This window comes from Xanthomonas hortorum (assembly GCF_024339125.1).
GTDB lineage: Bacteria > Pseudomonadota > Gammaproteobacteria > Xanthomonadales > Xanthomonadaceae > Xanthomonas > Xanthomonas hortorum.
The window spans coordinates 3706394-3723062 of record NZ_CP101417.1; the positions used below are offsets into that span (position 1 = coordinate 3706394).

14 protein-coding genes are annotated in these 16669 nt (G+C 64.0%); 5 read left to right on the forward strand and 9 right to left on the reverse strand.

What is annotated here, in order from left to right; translation table 11 throughout:
- Positions 1-15 precede the first annotated feature (15 nt).
- Complete coding sequence (locus NMB96_RS15945) at positions 16-1602, forward strand: calcineurin-like phosphoesterase C-terminal domain-containing protein (protein ID WP_023903820.1); 1587 nt, start codon at positions 16-18, stop codon at positions 1600-1602.
- Positions 1603-1897: 295 nt separating this feature from the next.
- Here the strand turns inward: NMB96_RS15945 and NMB96_RS15950 are convergent, their stop codons facing one another.
- From NMB96_RS15950 to NMB96_RS15975, 6 genes are all read right to left on the reverse strand, one after another.
- Positions 1898-2989: a C13 family peptidase gene (locus tag NMB96_RS15950; protein ID WP_255085257.1), complete on the reverse strand. Its 1092-nt coding sequence runs from the start codon at positions 2987-2989 to the stop codon at positions 1898-1900.
- 472 nt (positions 2990-3461) lie between these two features.
- On the reverse strand, positions 3462-4160 hold the full coding sequence (gene mtnC, locus NMB96_RS15955) for an acireductone synthase (protein ID WP_023903822.1): 699 nt from the start codon (positions 4158-4160) through the stop codon (positions 3462-3464).
- 2 nt (positions 4161-4162) lie between these two features.
- Positions 4163-4729, reverse strand: coding sequence for a 1,2-dihydroxy-3-keto-5-methylthiopentene dioxygenase (locus NMB96_RS15960; protein ID WP_043889181.1), 567 nt, complete (start codon positions 4727-4729; stop codon positions 4163-4165).
- A gap of 41 nt (positions 4730-4770) precedes the next feature.
- Positions 4771-5424, reverse strand: coding sequence for a methylthioribulose 1-phosphate dehydratase (locus tag NMB96_RS15965; protein ID WP_023903823.1), 654 nt, complete (start codon positions 5422-5424; stop codon positions 4771-4773).
- A gap of 691 nt (positions 5425-6115) precedes the next feature.
- Positions 6116-7546, reverse strand: a complete 1431-nt coding sequence (locus NMB96_RS15970) for an amino acid permease (protein ID WP_023903824.1) — start codon at positions 7544-7546, stop codon at positions 6116-6118.
- Positions 7547-7687: 141 nt separating this feature from the next.
- Complete coding sequence (locus tag NMB96_RS15975) at positions 7688-9160, reverse strand: amino acid permease (protein WP_043889182.1); 1473 nt, start codon at positions 9158-9160, stop codon at positions 7688-7690.
- A 142-nt stretch (positions 9161-9302) separates the two neighbouring features.
- On the opposite strand from NMB96_RS15975, the gene NMB96_RS15980 reads away from it, so the two are divergent.
- Positions 9303-9890 (forward strand): NUDIX hydrolase, encoded by a 588-nt coding sequence (locus NMB96_RS15980; RefSeq protein ID WP_023903826.1) that lies wholly within the window; start codon positions 9303-9305, stop codon positions 9888-9890.
- Positions 9891-10406: 516 nt separating this feature from the next.
- Here NMB96_RS15980 and serA read toward each other — a convergent pair.
- Positions 10407-11648: a phosphoglycerate dehydrogenase gene (gene serA / locus NMB96_RS15985; protein WP_043889184.1), complete on the reverse strand. Its 1242-nt coding sequence runs from the start codon at positions 11646-11648 to the stop codon at positions 10407-10409.
- Between the two features lie 208 nt (positions 11649-11856).
- On the opposite strand from serA, the gene NMB96_RS15990 reads away from it, so the two are divergent.
- The 3 genes from NMB96_RS15990 to NMB96_RS16000 are packed head-to-tail and all read left to right on the forward strand — an operon-like array spanning position 11857 to position 15459.
- Positions 11857-13275: an FAD-binding oxidoreductase gene (locus tag NMB96_RS15990; RefSeq protein WP_043889185.1), complete on the forward strand. Its 1419-nt coding sequence runs from the start codon at positions 11857-11859 to the stop codon at positions 13273-13275.
- Positions 13276-13309: 34 nt separating this feature from the next.
- Positions 13310-13603 (forward strand): DUF2388 domain-containing protein, encoded by a 294-nt coding sequence (locus tag NMB96_RS15995; protein WP_006451514.1) that lies wholly within the window; start codon positions 13310-13312, stop codon positions 13601-13603.
- Positions 13600-15459: a DUF7844 domain-containing protein gene (locus NMB96_RS16000; RefSeq protein ID WP_023903830.1), complete on the forward strand. Its 1860-nt coding sequence runs from the start codon at positions 13600-13602 to the stop codon at positions 15457-15459. Before NMB96_RS15995 ends, NMB96_RS16000 begins: the two co-directional genes overlap by 4 nt.
- Before the next feature lie 178 nt (positions 15460-15637).
- On the opposite strand, the gene NMB96_RS16005 is transcribed toward NMB96_RS16000, so the two are convergent.
- Together NMB96_RS16005 and yeiP are read right to left on the reverse strand one after the other, a co-directional pair.
- Positions 15638-16030: a hypothetical protein gene (locus NMB96_RS16005; protein ID WP_023903831.1), complete on the reverse strand. Its 393-nt coding sequence runs from the start codon at positions 16028-16030 to the stop codon at positions 15638-15640.
- Complete coding sequence (yeiP, locus tag NMB96_RS16010; protein ID WP_055823478.1) at positions 16030-16596, reverse strand: elongation factor P-like protein YeiP; 567 nt, start codon at positions 16594-16596, stop codon at positions 16030-16032. Before yeiP ends, NMB96_RS16005 begins: the two co-directional genes overlap by 1 nt.
- Positions 16597-16669 lie beyond the last annotated feature (73 nt).

The window sequence follows — 16669 nt, forward strand, 5'->3', positions numbered from 1 at the left end:
CGCGCGGGAAAACGCATGCAGCTTCGTATCGCTCTGTTGGCCCTGGGATTTTTCGCGGGAAGCGCATACGCGCGCGATGCGGCTGTCGACGGCATCGTCTACGAAGAGCGCGACGGGCGGGCCGGACGCAGCGCGGATGACCCGGGCATCGCCGGTGTGACGGTTTCCAACGGCGAGCAGCTGGTGCGCACCGATGCGCAAGGCCGCTACCGCTTGCCGGTGCGCGACGGGCAGACGGTGTTCGTGATCAAGCCGGGCGACCGCAGCTTTGTGCCAACCGCCGACGGACTACCGGGTTTCTGGCGTCACTACGCGCCCAACGGTTCGGCCAAGCGCAAGTACCCAGGCATTGCCGCCACCGGGCGCAATACGCGTAACTGGGATTTCGCACTGACCCCGCGCGCAAGTGCTGCCGCCGATGGCTTTCAGATGTTGGTGTTTGCCGACAGCCAGACCGCCAGCCTCGTTGACGTGGGTTACTACCAGCGCGACATCGTCGCGCCGATCGTGGGCAAAACCTCGGCAAAGCTGGGCACCACGCTGGGCGATATCGTCAGCGACGATCTGAGCCTGTATCCGGCCTTGAACAAAGTCACCACGCAGTTGGGCGTGCCATGGTTCCATGTGCCGGGCAATCACGATCTCAACTTTGATGCCGGCGACGATGCGCATTCGCTGGATAGCTGGCGTGCGGTGTACGGCCCGGACACCTATGCGGTGGAAGAGGCCAACGCCAGCTTCGTGTTTCTGGACGATGTGATCTATACGCCCGGCGCTAAGCCGGCGTATGTCGGCGGACTGCGCGAGGATCAATTCGTGTTTCTGCAGGCGTATCTTGCGCAGTTGCCGCGCGAGCGCCTGCTGGTGCTGGGCATGCATATTCCATTGTTCGATGCAGCGCCAGGACAGGAAACCTTCCGGCATGCCGATCGCAGTCGCCTGTTTGCGCTGTTGAAGGAGTTTCCGCATGTACTGGTGCTCAGCGGGCACAGCCATACCCAGCGGCAAGTCGATCACGGCGCCGACGAAGGGTGGCAGGGCGCCAAGCCGCTGCACGAATACAACGTCGGCGCGGCCTGCGGTGCGTTCTGGTCGGGCGCCAAGGACGGCGACGGCATTCCCACCGCCACGATGAGCGACGGCACGCCGAACGGCTATGCGGTGCTGCAGGTGGCGCCCAGCGGCGACTACACACTGGCGTATCACGCCGCGCGCTTGGTCGATGACGCGCAACTGCTGTTGCATGCGCCCAAAGTGCTGCGCCAGGGCGCGTATGCGGCGTGGGGCATCTACGCCAATGTGTTCATGGGGCAGGACGATACCGTTGTTCAGATGCGTATCGACAATGGCGCATGGCAGCCGATGAAGCGGGTGGAGCGTGCCGACCCACGCTTGCTGGCCGAGAACGTGCGCGACGATGCGGCCGAGCAATTGCGCGGTTACGACCGCTCGCCAGAGGCCACACCGTCCACGCATCTATGGCGTGGCGCGTTGCCGACCACGCTGGAGGTTGGCGAGCACACCGTTGAAGTGCGCGCTGCGTTGCCGACTGGTGAGTACAGCGCAAACACGGTGTATCGCTTGCAGCGTGCGGATCCTTGATGGAGAGGCGTGCGCCGTGCGTGGGTTCTTGGTGTGGAGCCCATCGCGCATAAATGCGCTCCTACTGCATTTATTGGTCGAAACGTTTGCGTTGGATGCGACGCATCAACCCTATCGCCAGAAACACAAACGCCTCCACAAGGGAGGCGTTTTGGGATCCTGGCTGGCTGGCTGGCAGGCGATGGCGCGCTGGCGGGGATCGAGGCTGGCTGGCGTGTGCTGGCTGGCTGCGCGAGTGTAGCGAGGCCGCGCAAGCGCTGACGAAATGAGAATTAGTCTCAGCGCGTTGCAGCTGTCAGGGTGTCGACGGTGCAGGTACAGGCGACGGTTTGCGCGCAGTGGTGGAGACCGTCGGCAGCTTGGTTTTCGTCGGGCTGTCCGCTGACTCAGCCTCGGAGTCGGCATTCGGATCGACGTCCTGCTCGGTTTCCGGCGCAACCTCCAGCGGCGGATATGGATAGGCAACGGCCGGCCCTGCGCGCAGCCCCGCACGCCAGCGTGCCAGCACCGGCGCGATGCGTCTGCCGAGCGATTGCTGCGGCAACGAGGGCAGTTCGCCGTCCTGTTTCTCGCGCGCAGTGATGGCGGCCTTGGCCATATCGAACGCAGCCAGTGGGTCATCGCGCTGGTTCATCGCATCGATCAGCCAGGCCTGGCCGAAGTAGGTCGCGTTGGAGGTATTGCCGCAGCCGAACGATGGGCGATCGGCACGCGCAGCGGTGAGGATCAGCGTGTCGGGCGAGCGCAGTGCCGGGATGAACCCACCCGAATAGCACGCCGACAACACGATGATGCGATTGCCGATACCGGCATCGTCCAGCGCCTTGCGCAGGTCTTGCGGGCTGATGAAATCCTCTTCGTTCTCGTCCACCTGCACGTATAGCGCGTGGTCTTCGGTGCCATGGGTGGTGACGAACAGCAGCAGCGCGTCTTCCTTGCGATCCATGCGCTTGCCGACTGCGGCGAGCGTGTCGTAGAGGTTGTCGTAGGTTGCCAGCGGTGCGTATGGCTGCTCGCCCAGATTGTCCGGGTTATTGACCAGCGTGACCACGCGTCCGCGCGCATCGAAGCGCTGCTCGAACAGCTGTTTGAGGTACAGCGTCTCGTTGCGGAACACGTCGTCGCTGGCATCGCCGGCGAAGCCGACCACATACAGATCAGTGACGCCGGGGCGCTGCGGCTGCAACGCTTTCAACGCCTGCGCAAGCGCGGCCTGGTCGACCGCATCGGCCTCGTCCTGAGTTGCCGCAGCCTGGCTCGTCGCAGATTGGCTCGGCAGTGCGGCACCGGCATCGGGATGGCAGCCGGCCATCAAGGTCATGATGACGATCAACAGCGACAGGCGCCGCAGCAAGGCGTTCGATCCGGTGGTGAAATGCAGCGACATGAAAAACGCCGAGGTCTGAGAGAAACGGGTGGGGCGCCTGGGCGCAGTGATCGCAACGCAGACCGTGACGTCGCATGACGTCCACCGATCCATTTCATGCACGTCTTGAAGAACAGGTCTTGCGGAACACGTTTTGTAGAGCGGGCCTTTAAGAGTGGCTAGCAAACTACTGCGCAGCCGCCAGGCGGGCGCGATCAGTGCTCGGAACCGGCATGTACCACTTGTACACTCCGGTTCCTCCGCGCCCACCTGACAGTTTTGTTAGCCACTCCAAGTGCATGCGTCGCCGATAGTTCATGGGCATCATCCGCCGCCATAACCGGCTAACAAAACCAAGCCGGCGGTCGTCCTATGGATTTGGACGGCGCGCCCAAGGCCGCAGCCTCCGCGTGCTAGATGCGCGCGATACATGCCGCACCGAACACCGACTGCACTCACATGCCAATGCGTCCAGCCGGTTTGTCGATCGCGCTTACAGCACCAGCTGGGTAAAGCTCTCCACGCGCTGGTGGCTACCGACATCCTCGGCCGAGCGCGGGGTGGGGTAGTCCTCCAGACGGTCCAGCAGCGCGGTGCGCATGCCCGCACGTTTGGCGGCATCGAGCTCTTCGATCACGTCCGACAAAAACAGGATCTCGCCAGGCGGCACCCCGATGCGTTCGGCAATACGCCGATAGCTGGCGGTCTCGCGCTTGGGGCCCACTTCGGTATCGAACCAGTCGCTGACCAGCCCGCTCAGGTCGCCTGCATCGCTATGCGCGAAGAACAGCTTCTGCGCTGGCACCGAGCCGGACGAATACACGTACAGCGGAATGCCGGCCGCATGCCAGGCCTGCAGCTGGATCGCCGCGTCGGCATAGATATGCGCAGTGAAGTCGGCGGTCTTGTAGCCATCGCCCCAGATCAGCCCCTGCAAGGCCTTGAGCGCGGTGTGCTTGCGGTCTTCGTCGATCCAGGTCTGCAGCGTGCTGACCAGGACCTCGTCGGGCACGTCCTCGCCGATTTCATCGGCCACCTGGTTGAGCCAGTGGCGCACCTGCGGGTGACTGCCGTGCTCTTGCACATAGGCCGGCATGGCGCGGCGCGCATACGGAAACAACACGTCCTTGACGAACGAGATGCTGCTGGTGGTGCCTTCGATATCGGTGAGGATCGCTTGCGGTCGTGTCATCGTCAGCTGGCCTTGTGAGGTTTCTCGGGGGCGTAGCGGGGGAATTGTTGGGCGATTTCGGTACCGGTGAAGTGGCCGACCCAGCCATCGGGCTCGGTGAAGAAGCGGATCGCCACGAAGTGCGGCTCCGGCCCCATATCGAACCAGTGCAGAGTGCTGTCGGGCACGGCGATCAGGTCGTCCTTGACGCATTCGATCTCGTAGACCTTGTCGTCCACGTGCAGCGTGAACTGGCCCGAGCCGGCGACGAAGAAGCGCACCTCGTCTTCCTTGTGGAAGTGCTCATCCAGAAATTTGGCGCGCATTTCTTCGCGCTTGGGATTGTCCGGCGCGATGCTGACCACATCCACGGTCTTCAAGCCGCGCTCGGCGCTCAGCCGTTCGATATCCTCGCGATAGGCGGCCATGACCTGTTCGGGTGTGGCGCCCGGCTCGATCGGCTGCGTGGCCTGCCAGCGCTCGAAGGTCACGCCGATCTTGCTCAGCTCGGCGGCGATCTGCTCGCCGTCGCGGCTATCGAACTGCGCCAGGTTGGGGTCGGAATCGTTGAAGATGCGAAGTCGGCTCATGGCGATCTGGCTCACAAGGGGATAGGGGAGGTGGCGAGGACTCAGCGCGTGCCGCGCAGTTTCAGCAGCTCGAGTTCGCAATGCAGCAGGAACTCGAACGCCTCCAGATGACGGCGCGCCTCGGCCATGTTGCGGCCCCAGGCATACAGGCCGTGTCCTTCGATGAGATACCCCCACAGGTTCTGTTTGTCTAGCAGTGCTTCGACCTGCGCGGCCAGCACCTGCATGTCCTGGGTATTGGCGAACACTGGCACGTCCACCGCAGTTTCGTGGGTGGTGTTGCCTTCGAAGGCTTTCAACAGCTCATAGCCCTCCAGCCGGATCACGCCGCTACCGGCGTACAGCCGCGAGGCAATGGTCTGCACCGGCGAATGCGTGTGCAGCACGCAGCCGATCTCCGGAAACCGGCGGTACAGCTGGGTGTGCAGCAGCGTTTCGGCGGAGGGGCGCAACGGCCGGCCGACGGCCAGGCCATCGAAGTCCACCACCATGATGTCTTCTTCGACCAGGCGGCCCTTGTCGCGGCCGGACACGGTGATCGCGGCGTGCTGTTCGTCCAGGCGGTGGGAGAAATTGCTGCTGGTGGCGGGCGTCCAGCCGGCCTGGGCCAGCTCGCGGATGTTGCCGATCAACAACTGCGCCAGCTCGTGCAGACGCGCGGCGCTATAGGGCAGGGGGGCAGTGGTCGCATTCATGGACCTATTCTACTGCGCCACTCGATTACGGCCAGGTGCAGCGCAGCAGGGTGTGTTCCTGCCACGCCCTGACTCGAGGCGGGTGGCAAACGTAGCGAGCGCTCGCCTGGCAGTGAGCGCAGTGGTTTTGTTGACTGTCTCTTGTTGGATGCAGTCAGAAGCTCAGGTCAAACGCTGAGTCGCCGAGTCGGTCGAGGGCGCGGTGCCCTCACCGCTCGCGGGACACGCCGCAAGTACGTCCCTGTAGGCTCGGTGGCGGCATCCATGCCGCCACACGGTCCCGCAATCGGTGAGGACACCGCACCAGAACGTTCGTAGGTCGCTTCTTTAAAAGCCTGCCTATTAATCGTTCGAGTTGCGACGCTGATCGGACGCGCCGTCATCCAAAAAACGCGCGTATTGCACTTTGCACTGCTTGCAACCATGCACACCGACCATCCTGACCGGCCCTTGCCCGCCCACCGTCGCGGGACCTTACGCGGCATGGATGCCGCGTAAGAGCCTACATGGACGTACTTGCGGCGTGTCCCGCGATGGTGGGCGGGCAAGGGCCCTGCAGCCAAGGTGGGCGGGCAAGGACCCCGCAGCCAAGCCCCAGATCATCGGCCCTACAGACAAGCCGAAAATCATCCGCTCTGCCCTACACCGGCGCGCAGTCGTTTTGCCAACCGCTATCAGCCAACGCGCCTAATCAGCGACCGTCGCGCAGACGGCTATGGCGATAGCCGTAGCCGAAATAGACCACCAGCCCGACCAGCGTCCACACCCCCATCAGCATCCAGTTGTGCAGCGTCATCGCCGACAGCAGGGCCAGGCAGCTCAATACGCCGGCGCTGCAGATCAGCCAAGCCACCGGCATGCGGAACGGGCGCGGCAGTTCCGGGTGGGTGCGGCGCAGGATCAACACGCCGGCGCACACCGCCGCAAACGCGATCAGCGTGCCCATCGAGGTCAGCTCGCCCAGCACATCCAGCGGGAACACCGCTGCCAGCAAGGCAATGCCGACACCGGTGATGACGGTATTGATATGCGGAGTGCGGTACTTGGGATGGATGCGGGTGAAGATCGATGGCAGCAGCCCATCGCGCGCAATGATCATGAAGATGCGCGGCTGCCCGATGATCATCACCAGCACCACCGACGACAGCCCGATCAACGCACCCACTTCCACGATCACCCGCAACCAGGCCAGCTGCGGATGCGCCGCTACCGCGGTCACCACCGGCTCGTCGGTACCCAGCAAGGTGTAGGGCACCAGCCCGGTCATCACCGCGGCCATCGCGATGTAGAGCACGGTGCAGATGACCAGCGACAGGATCATGCCGATCGGCAGATCGCGTTGCGGGCGGTGCGATTCCTGCGCCGCCACCGACACCGCCTCGAAGCCAATGTAGGCGAAGAACACCATCGCCGCACCGCGCAGCACACCTTCCATGCCGTACTTGCCCGGGCCTTCGTTGGCCGGAATGAACGGGTGCCAGTTGGCGGTGTCCACGTATTTCCAGCCCACCCCAATCACCAGCAGGATCAGCCCGGTCTTGAGGATCACCATGGCCATGTTCATCGCCGACGACTTACGGATGCCCACATAACAGAGCCAGGTCAGCAACAGCACGATACCGGCCGCGGGCAGGTTGGCGATCGCACCGGTGCGCTGCAGCTTGCCGTCCAGCGGTGCGCTGACGAAGGCGGCGGGCAGATGGATGTCGAAATGTTCCAGCAGGCTGAGGAAATAGCCGGTCCAGCTGACCGCCACTGCCGAGGCGGACACGCCGTATTCCAGCACCAGCATCCAGCCGATGAACCAGGCCGCCAGCTCGCCGAAGGTGGCGTAGGTATAGGTGTAGGCGCTGCCGGAGACCGGCACCATCGCGGCGAATTCGGCGTAGGCCATCGCGCAGAACGCGCAGCACACCGCCGCCAGCACGAACGACAGCATGATCGCCGGGCCGGCATGGTCGGCGGCTGCCTGGCCGGTGATGACGAAGATGCCGCCGCCGATCACTGCGCCAATGCCCAGTGCAGTCAATCCCCACGGCCCGAGCGCGCGTTGCAGGCCCAGCCCGTCGGCCGCCTCATGGCTGGCGTGCGGGTGTTTGGTGGCCCAGAGTTGCTTGAACATGCAGCGGTTCCTGTTGAATCCCTGCACATGGCGGTGCGGGCGTGTGCGAGATATGCGGGCTCTTGCGAGGGACTCGCGTGATTGAATCCCCGCACACGGATGTGCGGGCTCTTGCGAGGGACTCGCAGTAGTGACTCGCAATTACACCTTACGGGCCAGACGGCTATGGCGGATGCCGTAACCGAAATAGATAAACAGACCGATCACGGTCCAGCCCACGAACACTTTCCAGTGCTCCTGGAATGCCTGGAAGAACAGGAACAGGCAGGCCAGCGCGCCCAGCGGGCAGATCAGCATCGCCAGCGGCACCCGGAACGGGCGCTCCAGCTCGGGCTTGGTGAAGCGCAAGACCATCACGCCGGCGCAGACGGTGGCGAAGGCGAGCAGGGTGCCCATCGACACCAGTTCGCCCAACACGCTGAGCGGGATCAACCCGGCCAGCAGCGCCGCGACCACGCCGACGAAGATCGTACCGACATAGGGCGTGTGGAACTTCGGATGCACCTTGCCGAACAGTTTGGGCATCAACCCATCCTTGGCCATGGTGTAGAAGATGCGCGGCTGCGCCATCAGCATCACCAGCACCACCGAGGACAGGCCGGCGATCGCACCGATCTCCACTGCGGTCTTGAGCCAGGTCAGTTGCGGGTGCGCTTCCAGTGCGGTGGCCACCGGCTTGGCGGTGCCAAGCTGGGTGTAGGGCAGCAAGCCGGTCAGCACCGCGCAGACGATGATGTAGATGACGGTGCAGACCGCCAGCGACACCAGGATGCCGATCGGCATGTTCTTCTGCGGATCCTTGGTCTCGCCGGCGGAGGTAGAGACTGCGTCGAAACCGATATAGGAGAAGAACACGATGGACGCCGCACGGAATACCCCGTCCCAGCCGAACTTGCCCGGCCCGGTGTTTTCCGGGATGAAGGGGTGCCAGTTGGCCGGGTCGATATAGGAAATGCCGAAGCCGACGAATAGGCAGATCACCACCACCTTGATCGCCACCACGATTGCATTGGCGAACGCCGACTGGGTGACGCCGACGTAGCAGAGCATGCTTACCGCAGCCACGATCAGCACGGCCGGCAGATTGATGAGGTTGCCGGAGCTGACGAAGTTATGGCCGTCCCAGGCCAATGGCGCACCGGCCAGTTCCGCCGGGAACGGCAATCCGAGCGTGCCGGTCAAAAAGCTGATCAGGTAGGCGGACCAACCGACGGCGACGCTGGAGCCGGCGAACAGGTATTCCAGCACCAGGCACCAGCCGATGAACCAGGCGATGCCCTCGCCGAGCGTGGCGTATGAATACGAATAGGCGCTGCCGGACACCGGCATCATCGCGGCAAACTCTGCGTAGCACAGGCCGGCGAACGCGCAGGCGATGCCGGCAAACACGAACGACAGCATCACCGCCGGTCCTGCGTGGTTGGCGGCGGCCTGGCCGGTCAGCACGAAGATGCCGGCGCCGATCACCGCGCCGATGCCGAGCATGATCAGGTGCTTGGCGGTGAGGGTGCGTTGCAGCGTGGCCTCGCCTTCTAGGCTGCCTTCGACCGGTTCACCCGCATCGACACGTCCGGCGGGTTCGATCGGTTTGACCCTCAACAAAGACTTCAGCATTCGGTACATCCCTAAGTGGCAAAGCTAAGGCGCAGGCGCCCGGACGAAGGTGGTGCGCCGCATCCCGGTGGGACAGGCAAGCGGCCTACCTTGCCAAAGCTACACGCTCACGACAAGCACGTACGCAGCATGAACGACGATAATGGTCGCCTGGCCCGCAACGGGCGACCGAGAGCGACAGATGGTGGATGCGACGCTGCAACAGCAATTGGCTGCCTACCGCGCACGCTGGCCGGACGAAGCCGAGCTGGCCGAGCAATTCGCGCAACTGCTGGACGATGCCAGTAATCCATTCGTGCGCGAGCGTGTCGAAGGTCATTTCACCGGTTCTGCATGGGTGGTCAGCGCCGATGGCACGCGCACGCTGCTGACCCATCACCGCAAGCTGCAGCGTTGGCTGCAACTGGGCGGACACGCCGACGGCGACCGCGATCTGGCGCAGGTGGCCTTGCGCGAGGCGCAGGAGGAGTCTGGATTGAGCGGGCTGCGCCTGGCCGAGACGGCAATCTTTGACCTAGACCGGCACTGGATTCCAGCAAGGGGCGAGGTAGCCGGGCATTGGCATTACGACGCGCGCTATGTGGTGGTGGCGGGAGCGGACGAGGCGTTCGAGGTCAGCGAAGAGTCGCTGGCGTTGGCGTGGCGGCCGATCGCCGAGCTGCTTGCAGAGCCGGAGCTGGATCCTTCGATGCGGCGCATGGCGGAGAAGTGGGTTGCGCGTGCGCGTTAAGCGGATTGTTAAAGCCTCTCCCGCCGGGACGATGAGGCGCTGCCCATGCGTCACGGGTGCGCGCATTGGGGCGCCCGCGCCGCAGCGCGGAGCGGCGTTGGGGGAGTGTGCGGACTCAGGCGCGGTCTAGCCGGCCTGTCGCTTACTGGCTTCGGTGGGCGGCAGCAGCGCGGCCGGGGATCGGCTCCTCGGCTCGGTCAGACATCCTGTCTGACTCGCCGCCGCGGCACATCCATGTGCCGCTTTCCGCCAATCCCCAGCCACGCTGCTGCCTCGGCAGATCATTTCAATGACCTAAAGAGGTCTCGAAGAAACTCATTGACGCCTTGCTTTAAGCCCCTCTCCTGCGGGAGAGGGGTTGGGGTGAGGGTACGGCGAAGCCGTTGCCTGTCAGGTCGATGATTCACCCCTTGCTGGCGCGTAGCGACGCGTTCGCCATGGCCGACCTCTGAAGGCGCTCGCGGCGCCCCTCATCCGGCGCTGCACGCCCTTCTCCCGATGGGAAAAGGGATCAACTCAATACAAAATGCGCGTCCGCAACGTCCCTTCGATCAACGCCAATCCTTCCTTCAGCGCGGTGGCCTGCGCCTCGCTGGCGCTGACATCGATCACCACGTAACCCACCTTGGCGTCGGTGCGTAGGAACTGGCCGTCGATGTTGACGTTATGGCGCGAGAACAGTTCGTTGATCTTGGACAGCACGCCCGGCACGTTGCGGTGGATATGCAGCAAGCGCAGGCTGTCGGGGTGCTCGGGTAGCGTAACTTCGGGGAAATTCACCGCCGACAAGGTGCTGCCGTTGTCGCTGTAGCGCACCAGTTTGGCGGCCACTTCGACACCGATATTGTCCTGCGCTTCCAGCGTGCTGCCGCCCACGTGCGGGGTCAGGATCACGTTGTCGTGCGCAATCAACGGGGACTCGAACGCATCGCCGTTGCCCTTGGGCTCGATCGGGAACACGTCCACTGCCGCTCCACCGATCTGGCCGGAGGTCAACGCCGCATCCAGCGCGCCGATGTCGATGACGGTGCCGCGTGAGGCGTTGATCAGATGCGCGCCATGCTTCATGCGGGCAATTTCTGCGGCGCCGATCATGTCCTTGGTGGATGGCGTTTCGGGCACGTGCAAGGTCACCACGTCCGAGCGCGCCAGCAGGTCGTTCAGATCGATCGCCGCACGTGCGTTGCCCAGCGACAGCTTGGTTTCGATGTCGTGGAAGATCACCTGCATGCCCAAGGATTCGGCCAGCACGCCGACCTGGGTGCCGATATGCCCGTAACCGACGATGCCCAGCACCTTGCCGCGCGTTTCGTGGCTGCCGGCGGCCGACTTGGACCAGCCGCCGCGATGGCATTCGGCGTTTTTCTGCGGAATGCCGCGCAACAGCAGGATTGCCTCGGCGATGACCAGTTCGGCCACGCTGCGGGTATTGGAGTAGGGCGCGTTGAAGACCGGGATGCCGGCCAGCTCGGCCGCGTCCAGGTCGACCTGGTTGGTGCCGATGCAGAAGCAGCCAATGGCGATCAAGCGCTTGGCATGCGCCAGCACCTCGGCACTCAATTGCGAGCGCGAGCGGATGCCGACGATGTGGGCCTCGGCGATGCGCGCCTTGAGTTCGTCTTCCGGCAACGACTTGGCGTGCAGTTCGATCTGCGAATAACCGGCGGCGCGCAGCACATCCACGGCGGTCTGGCTGATGCCTTCCAGCAACAGGACGCGGATGTCCTGCTTGGGAAACGAGGTTCTCTTCGGCGACATGAGGGGGCGTACTGCAGCAATCGGGTCGGCAACTATGCCAGATGGGGTGCCGGATTTGGCGGCCGCAACGCAGTGTTTGCGCAGGCAAAGTCCTTGCGGTGCAACGGTTTCAGCTGAATCCAACACTGCAGCGTTAGTACGTGCGGCCGCTGGACGAGGCTGGCGCACACTGGCAGGCTGTGCGGTTCCTACCGCAGCGCCGCGTGCCATGACCGATCCCCGCATCCTTTCGTTGCAACAGGCCGTGCCCGCGTTGCGTTTGAAGACTGAGCCGGCCGACCTGGAGCATTACGGCCGCGACTGGACGCGGCGCTGGACGCCCAACCCGCTCGCGATCGCCTTGCCCGGCTCGGTGGACGAAGTGCAGGCCGTGGTGCGCTGGGCAAATGCGCAAGGTGTGGCAGTGGTGCCGTCGGGCGGGCGCACCGGGTTGTCCGGCGGCGCGGTGGCGGCCAATGGCGAGCTGGTACTCAGCCTGGAGCGTCTGAACAAGCCGCTGGAGTTCAACGCAGTGGACCGCACGCTCACCGTGCAGGCCGGCATGCCGCTGGAAGCAGTGCACAACGCCGCAAGCGAACATGGCTTGATCTATCCGGTGGATTTCGCTGCGCGCGGGTCGTGTTCGATCGGCGGCAATATCGCCACCAATGCCGGCGGCATCCGGGTGATCCGCTACGGCAATACGCGCGAATGGGTGGCAGGCTTGAAGGTGGTCACCGGCGCGGGCGAAGTGCTCGAGCTCAATAATGCGCTGGTGAAAAATTCCAGCGGCTACGACTTCCGCCATCTGATGATCGGCTCCGAAGGCACGCTCGGCATCGTGGTCGAAGCGACGCTGCGGCTGACCGACCCGCCGCCGCCGAGCAACGTGATGCTGCTGGCGCTGCCGTCCTTCGATGTATTGATGCAGGTGTTTGCCGCATTCCGTGCGCAGCTGCGTCTGGAAGCGTTCGAATTCTTCACCGACCGCGCGCTGGAACATGTGCTGGCGCATGGCGCACAGGCGCCATTTGCGGAAGTCCACCCCTATTACGTGGTCACCGAATTCGCTGCCGGCGACGAGGTGCAGGAAGCCGCCGCGATGGCCGCGTTCGAAACCTGCATGGAGCAGGGCTGGGTCAGCGATGGTGTGATCAGCCAGAGCGATGCGCAGGCCGCGCAACTGTGGCGCCTGCGCGAAGGCATTACCGAAGCGCTAGCGCGCTACACGCCGTACAAGAACGACGTGTCGGTGCGCATCTCGGCAATGCCGGCGTTTATGGCCGAAACGCAGGCGTTGTTGCATGACGCGTATCCGCATTTCGATGTGGTGTGGTTCGGCCATATCGGCGACGGCAATCTGCACATCAATGTGCTCAAGCCGGATGACATGACGCAGGCCGATTTCGTTGCTGCCTGCGACCACGTCACCAAGCTGCTGGCGCAGGCCTTGCAGCGTTTTGGCGGCAGCATTTCTGCCGAACACGGGATTGGGTTGGTCAAGAAGGCGTACCTGTGGAGCACGCGCTCTGCGGCGGAAATCGCCTTGATGCGCGGCATCAAACATGTGCTCGATCCTCATCTTTTGCTGAATCCCGGCAAGCTGTTCGAGATGGACGAGCTGCCCGGCACCACGCGCGCCGGTTAGTCTCTCACCACCTTCACATGGAATCGATACGCCGATGATGCGCTCTCTCGTGTTTTGCGCTTTGACGCTGCTGCCGCTGGCAGCTTTCGCAACCAGCCTGGCTGGGACCTCGGCGGGTGCATCGTCGGCCGGTTCGTCCGACAGCAGCAGCTCGGGCGACGACAAAGTGGTTGCCGATGCACGCGAAGACGCGGCCGGCTTCGTCGCCAGCGACGGCGCCATCCGTGGCGCGCGTCTGGAAGCGGCGCTGCTGCAGCTGCGTAGCCGCAACGATGCGGCGCGGCTGTCCAGCGACCTGCAACTGGCTCAGTCCATCCTGGCCCAGTGAGTTTGCGCCGCTGGTGCGGGTGGCTGTGGTTGGCCGCCGTGATCGCACCGGCGGCGCAGGCCGAGTTGCATGTTGAAGTTGTTCCGTTGGACCTCAGTCCTGCGCAGATCGCAGCAACGCATGTCTTAGTTGAACAGGTGGCGCAGCGTCTGCCGTCAGGGTGGACGCAGCGCATCACCGCACCGATCCAGCTGCAATGGCGCATGGATCTACCGGCGCACGTGCATGGTCGTGCGATCGGCAAGCGCGTTCTGATCGATCGCGCGTTGCTGCAGGCGTGGAGCGCGCAATCGGCGACGGCGCAGGCGGATATCGACGCACCGGCCACGCGCGCGGCAATGGCGGCCGTGGTGCACGAGCTGGCACATGTGCTCGATCGTGGCCCGCAAGGCGGGTTGTCGCGCGATCCGCGTCTGCGCGATCTGGCTGGCTGGCAGGTGCGTCCATGGCGGCTCGGGCGTGGCGAAAATCAATTTAGCGATCGCAGCCCCGACGACTACGAACGGCGTAGCCCCGCCGAGTTTGTTGCGGTGAATCTCGAACATTACGTGCTGGATGCCGACTATCACTGCCGGCGCCCGGCGCTGTCTGCCTGGTTCGGCGAGCAGCTTGGCGCGCCACGCGAGGTGGTCGCCTGCGACACGACGCTGCCGTACCTGCAGGCTGATAGCGATGCCGGTGCGATGTCGCTGCTGAAACTGGATCCGTCGCGCGTGTATGCGGTGGATTATCTGCTTGCTGAAGGCAACGAGCAGCCGATGAGTCGCTGGGGCCACAGCATGTTGCGTCTGGTGATCTGTGCGCCTGGCCGTATACCTGGCCCGGATTGCCGCATGGATCTGCAGTATCACCGCGTGCTGTCGTTTCGCGCGTTTGTCGGCGATGTGCAGATTTCCAGCTGGCGCGGGCTGACCGGTTCGTATCCGTCGCGGCTGTTCGTGCTGCCGTTGAATCAGGTCGTCGACGAATACACCAAGGTCGAACTGCGCGCTTTGTCGTCGGTCCCGTTGAAGTTGACACCCGACGATATCGCCGCTCTGCTCGCACGCGTGGCACAGGTGCATTGGAGCTACGACGGGCGCTATTACTTCATCGGCAACAACTGTGCGGTGGAGACCTTCAAGCTGCTGCACGACGGCGTGCCACGCCTGGCCGCAGCCAGGTTGTCGTCGATCACGCCGCGCGGTGTGCGGCATCGCCTGCAACGCGCCGGCATCGCCGACATGCAGGTGCTGGACGACCGTGCGCAAGCGATTCGCCAAGGCTATTACTTCGAATCGGCGGCCGCGCATTACCAGACCATGTTCGAGGTAATCCGCCGCGGCATGCCGGTGCCGCAGACGAGCGTGGAGCAATGGCTGGATGCGCGACCGGACGCACGTGCGCAATGGGTCGACCAAGGCGGTTTGCGTGAAACCGCAGCGGCCTTGCTGCTCGAACAAGCTGCATTGCGGCGACAGGAATTGCTGGCGCGCGATGCGCTCAAGCGCCTGCTGCAACCGGGTGCTGCAGGGCGTGATGCTGTGCAAGGCCAGCTACAGGCGTTGTTCGCACGGCAGGCGCAACTCAGTCACCCGGCCACGCTGCTGGGAACGTCCGGTTACGGAGTGCCTCAGGCAGACGAGCAGCAACAACTGACCTCACGCGTGGCGCAAGAAAGTGGCGTGTTGATCGATGGTTGGAAGCAGCTGCAAGCGCTGGGCCGGCAGCAATTACCGGCCGACGTGCGCATTGGCTTGGAGCAGGGCGAGGCGAATGTTGAGCGCTTGCGCGCGCGGCTGCGTGTGCTTGCGCGCGGCGACGCGGCCGCCGACAAGGTGCAGTCGGATATGGGCATGCCGCTGGAAGCGCAATAGCGCCCCGGACTCCCGGGTTAGCTGAGCAGTACAAGCCCCTCTCCCATCGGGAGAGGGGTTGGGGTGAGGGTACGGGGCGAAGCTCTCGTGTGGGTCCAGCTGCACGAGGCTCCCGCACCCTCATCCGCCCCTGCGGGGCACCTTCTCCCGTTGGGAGAAGGGATGTGCTGCGCATACCTCAGCCGGCTGGTTTCAGATCCGCTTGTACCGAATACTTGCGCAGCCATTCGATGACATGCGCATCGCTGCGGTACTGCTTTAGTAGCCGGGCTAGCCGCGCCGGTGCCGGTGTGCAGAACTGCGCAATCGCCACTTCTATCTCGTGTCGACGATCGGCGTCGTACGGCTCTTCCCCAGCGAAGTGCTCGCAGGTGTCGTAGTCCTCCACCAGCGTGCGCACATCCTCCGGCATGCCGCACAGGCCCGGGGGATGTTGCAGCCATTCGTCGTCCACCTTGGCGTCGGTGCAGGCCACTGGCGCGGGCTTGGATGCGGATGTCGGCGCCGGGGCGGGTTGCTCCGTGCAGGCGGTCAACAACCCCAGCGTCAAGGCAACCACCAGCGTGCGCATCAGTCGGCGCGGCCTGCGAATTCGCCGGTGGTGGTGTTGACCAGCACGCGCTCGCCGTTGGTGATGTACTCGGGAACCATGATTTCCAGGCCGGTGTCGAGCTTGGCCGGCTTGGGGCGCTTGGTGGCGGTGCCGCCCTTGAGCTCCGGCGGGGTTTCGATTACTTCCAGCGTCACCGTTTGCGGCAACTGCACGGCCACCGGCTGGTCGTCGATCACCTGCACGTAGATGCCGGTCAGCCCGTCGGTGATGTAGCCGGCATCGGTGCCGATCACATCCGCATCCAGCGTGTACGGGGTGAAGTCCTCGTCGTCCATGAACACGAAGGCCTCGCCATCCTTGTACGAAAACGTGGACAGACGACGCAGCAGCTCCACTTCCGGCAGGTTGTCGTCGGCATCGAAGCTGGCGTCGGTTTTCACTCCGCCCGGCACGCTGTACATGATGAAGCGGAAGCGCACATTGCCGCCGCGGCCCTGCGGCGAGCTGCGTTCGATGTCGCGGATCTGGTAAATGCCGCCGTTGTATTCGACGACGTTGCCTTTCTTGATGTCGTTAGCTTTCATGGGAATCGGGAGTTGGGAATGGGGAATCGGAAAAGCCGAGTGCGGGGTGCTGAGAGTGAGGCGCCGTTACGAT

Excerpts from the sequence above, each read along its gene's own strand:
- NMB96_RS15945 (WP_023903820.1), top strand. The coding sequence starts at position 16 with ATGCAGCTTCGTATCGCTCTGTTGGCCCTGGGATTTTTCGCGGGAAGC.
- NMB96_RS15950 (WP_255085257.1), bottom strand. The coding sequence starts at position 2,989 with ATGTCGCTGCATTTCACCACCGGATCGAACGCCTTGCTGCGGCGCCTG.
- mtnC (WP_023903822.1), bottom strand. The coding sequence starts at position 4,160 with ATGACACGACCGCAAGCGATCCTCACCGATATCGAAGGCACCACCAGC.
- NMB96_RS15960 (WP_043889181.1), bottom strand. The coding sequence starts at position 4,729 with ATGAGCCGACTTCGCATCTTCAACGATTCCGACCCCAACCTGGCGCAG.
- NMB96_RS15965 (WP_023903823.1), bottom strand. The coding sequence starts at position 5,424 with ATGAATGCGACCACTGCCCCCCTGCCCTATAGCGCCGCGCGTCTGCAC.
- NMB96_RS15970 (WP_023903824.1), bottom strand. The coding sequence starts at position 7,546 with ATGTTCAAGCAACTCTGGGCCACCAAACACCCGCACGCCAGCCATGAG.
- NMB96_RS15975 (WP_043889182.1), bottom strand. The coding sequence starts at position 9,160 with ATGCTGAAGTCTTTGTTGAGGGTCAAACCGATCGAACCCGCCGGACGT.
- NMB96_RS15980 (WP_023903826.1), top strand. The coding sequence starts at position 9,303 with ATGGTCGCCTGGCCCGCAACGGGCGACCGAGAGCGACAGATGGTGGAT.
- serA (WP_043889184.1), bottom strand. The coding sequence starts at position 11,648 with ATGTCGCCGAAGAGAACCTCGTTTCCCAAGCAGGACATCCGCGTCCTG.
- NMB96_RS15990 (WP_043889185.1), top strand. The coding sequence starts at position 11,857 with ATGACCGATCCCCGCATCCTTTCGTTGCAACAGGCCGTGCCCGCGTTG.
- NMB96_RS15995 (WP_006451514.1), top strand. The coding sequence starts at position 13,310 with ATGATGCGCTCTCTCGTGTTTTGCGCTTTGACGCTGCTGCCGCTGGCA.
- NMB96_RS16005 (WP_023903831.1), bottom strand. The coding sequence starts at position 16,030 with ATGCGCACGCTGGTGGTTGCCTTGACGCTGGGGTTGTTGACCGCCTGC.
- yeiP (WP_055823478.1), bottom strand. The coding sequence starts at position 16,596 with ATGAAAGCTAACGACATCAAGAAAGGCAACGTCGTCGAATACAACGGC.